Source organism: Bradyrhizobium sp. LeoA1Lang, from assembly GCF_055413685.1.
Window position 1 is genome coordinate 1 of the sequence record NZ_JBVAPG010000352.1, and the last position, 2754, is coordinate 2754.

Sequence of the window (2754 nt, forward strand, 5' to 3'; positions counted from 1 at the left end):
GAGTCACCTTCCTGCCTGGCATCAAGCATGGCATTTGCCATCGTTACACCTCCACCGATCCGCTCATGCCAGGCTGTATCGCGCGCAAGCCGAAGGATGGCTAGGTGGGGGCCTCATGCCGGTTACTGTTCGTCGGCGAACGCGATCGTCTCGTTGACGAGGCCGGCGATCTTTCCTAGGCTGAGACCCTCATTCATCAATTGCTGGCCGAAACCGGTGACGCCGGCTCCGCCGAGGACGCTGCCGCCCTCTGAGTCTTCACCATCATGCTTCGTCACTGATTCCGAAGCGCCGGGAATGGACTCGATCATACGCCCCACGGGGCCGTCGGCTCCCTCGCGTTGCAGGAAACCAGCATCATGGCAACGGCCTTCTCTGCGAGAGCCGGGTCGACGCCGACATCGGTGGCGATGCGCGAGACGAATTCTTCTATGCAGGGTTTCTCGCTTGAGGGCGTGTGGTCAGTTATCGCATCCATAGCACGATAGCTGCGAGAGTGACGACTGGGCGGTAATTCGGGCAGTTTTTTCGTGGGTTGCTACGCGTCGGAACTGTTTGAGCTTACCGAAGCAGCACTCCACCAGATGTAGTTGTTCATAGAGAGTCTGCCGGGTTTGTAACCCTCGGCGGTCACGACGATCAAGATCGGCATATCTACCCCTTAGAATGCATTTGTGGGACCGATCCATCGTGTGATTGTCGTCCATCAAAGCATTGATTTACGGATAATGAGAATGGCGAATACTTGAGCTTGGTCGAGGTCAGATAATTGGCGATCTTTGTCCTGTCTGCGACAAAGAGGTGGAGAGGGAATATCAGCGGAGGCTCGTGTCCGTTCTGATCGGCATGTACGTCACAAGTCTCGCGTGGCTCATACCGCGCCGTCTGTAGACAAACCTTGGTATAGGTTTTGCAACCGGTTCTATATCGCCTGTTTACCTCTGTAGAGTTGAGCCACCCGTTGAGTCGTGTGTACTTTCGACGTCGAAGCTGGACCATTTGACAATCGGGGGGTCGCGAAACCTTAAGCTCACTTGATAGGCTGTTGCGTGCCATTGAGGCGCGAGGGACGAAGTTGAATGGAAACACGTGAGCCCACTTTCGCCTTGGAGATCCATCAGCACATTGTTTCGTTCCTGCAGAAGTCAGATCCAGTGATTTTGGACATTGGCTGCTACGACGGCGTTGACTCGTTACGTTTTCTTCGGCTTTGCCCAGAGGGCTGAGCCCTGCTGCTTCCAGCTGCCCCCGGGCGATTGCTCGCTTTAGAGAAAAACATTGGTGCCTATCTTGAGAAGGTGCCTCTAATCAACATCGCGATCAGCGATCAAAATGGCAGGGCCGAATTTCATGCAAGCGACGGAGATGGAGAAGCTCAGGAACATGAGCCTTTAGATCACCATACGAAGACCGTTGATTGACATTCGAAAAAAATAGACTGGCACGTCTGGCTGAGTGGTCGTAGTTAGATAGTGGGAAACACAGCACGGCTTCCGTTATACAACTGAAGTCTGTAATGGGAGCAACTGGCGAACCTTTGCACTTGACCGCTGCCACTATGAAGGCAGCTGGAGGTGCTAAGGGAGTGATCTGAATCTGCCGCAAGCCTGATGACCAATGTTGGTCTGGTCCCGCTGACGCGTGATCCGACGCTCTTCGGAGTTGGAAAGTTGAATGCCCGCCTTTGATGCCGCTTTGTTTTTTCTGGCCGCAACGACGTTTTTTGCGGCCTTTGTAAATGGAGCCATCGGCTACGGCTTTTCGTCACTCACTGTACCCCTTGCGCTGGTTTTCTACACCAATCGCATTCTCAACCCCGCCATCGTCATCATCGAGGTCTTCGTCAACGTCTACGTCCTCTCCATCAATCTGAAGGGCGTGCCGGCGGTTTGGAAACGCATATTTCCCATCTTGCTCGGGCTCTTGCCGGGCATTGCGATCGGCGGCTATGCACTGGCCTCGCTGCAGCCGGGCTGGATCAAATTCGCCACCTACACGATCATTCTGCCCCTGATCCTGCTGCAAGCCGCCGGTTGGCGCCGCCGGATCGAGGCAAGCTGGCTAATCGGCCTGCCATTCGGGTCGATGCTGGGCGTCCTCTACTCGGTGACGACCATCTCAGGCCCGCCTTTGGCGATGCTGTTCAACAATCAGGGCCTCGTCAAAAACGAATTTCGCGCCGGACTAGCCCTGGTTCGTGTGGCGGAATCGAGCGTAACCGCCTTCATCTATTATAAGCTCGGCCTGTTCATTTCAGAAAGCGGCAGCCTGCTTTATGTCTTTATTCCTAGCGTCGTGCTCGGCATTCCGCTGGGATCTTATGTTATCCGCCGGCTTGATCCGGAGATCTTCCGCCGCATCTGCATGAGTTTTGATGCCTGGGTCGTGGGCTTCGGCCTGTCACGGGTGCTAATCGAGCTCGCCCTGATGCAGAGCCCGTGGGCCTATGGCGTGATGGCAGTAACGATCCTGATCGATCTTTACCTGCTATACACGTTCTTCACGGCACATAACGGCGGCCCTGGGCGACCTCAGAGACAAGCGCGGCGCGCCGAGCGCGAGGTTAGAGCGAGCTCAAGTTGAATGGATCTGGTGTTCTGTCCGCATAACAGAAATGCACACGATCAAACGTAACCGGCATGAGGCCCCCACCTAGCCATCCTTCGGCTTGCGCGCGATACAGCCTGGCATGAGCGGATCGGTGGAGGTGTAACGATGGCAAATGCCATGCTTGATGCCAGGCAGGAAGGTGAC

Annotated in this window: 2 protein-coding genes and 1 pseudogene; 1 reads left to right on the plus strand and 2 read right to left on the minus strand. The window is 55.4% G+C overall.

What is annotated here, in order from left to right; all coding sequences use genetic code 11:
- Positions 1–122 precede the first annotated feature (122 nt).
- Positions 123–311: a hypothetical protein gene (locus ACZYOF_RS43275; protein WP_463719534.1), complete on the minus strand. Its 189-nt coding sequence runs from the start codon at positions 309–311 to the stop codon at positions 123–125.
- A gap of 154 nt (positions 312–465) precedes the next feature.
- A pseudogene (locus ACZYOF_RS43280) lies at positions 466–602 on the minus strand (IS5/IS1182 family transposase); the annotation flags it as partial.
- 1072 nt (positions 603–1674) lie between these two features.
- Between ACZYOF_RS43280 and ACZYOF_RS43285 the strand changes: the two are divergent.
- Entirely contained in the window at positions 1675–2583 is a 909-nt protein-coding gene (locus ACZYOF_RS43285; protein WP_463719535.1) for a sulfite exporter TauE/SafE family protein, read from the plus strand.
- The last annotated feature ends 171 nt before the right edge of the window (positions 2584–2754 follow it).

Bases quoted from the DNA above. Each gene is read 5' to 3' on its own strand.
- ACZYOF_RS43275 (WP_463719534.1), bottom strand. From the start codon at position 311: ATGATCGAGTCCATTCCCGGCGCTTCGGAATCAGTGACGAAGCATGAT.
- ACZYOF_RS43285 (WP_463719535.1), top strand. From the start codon at position 1,675: ATGCCCGCCTTTGATGCCGCTTTGTTTTTTCTGGCCGCAACGACGTTT.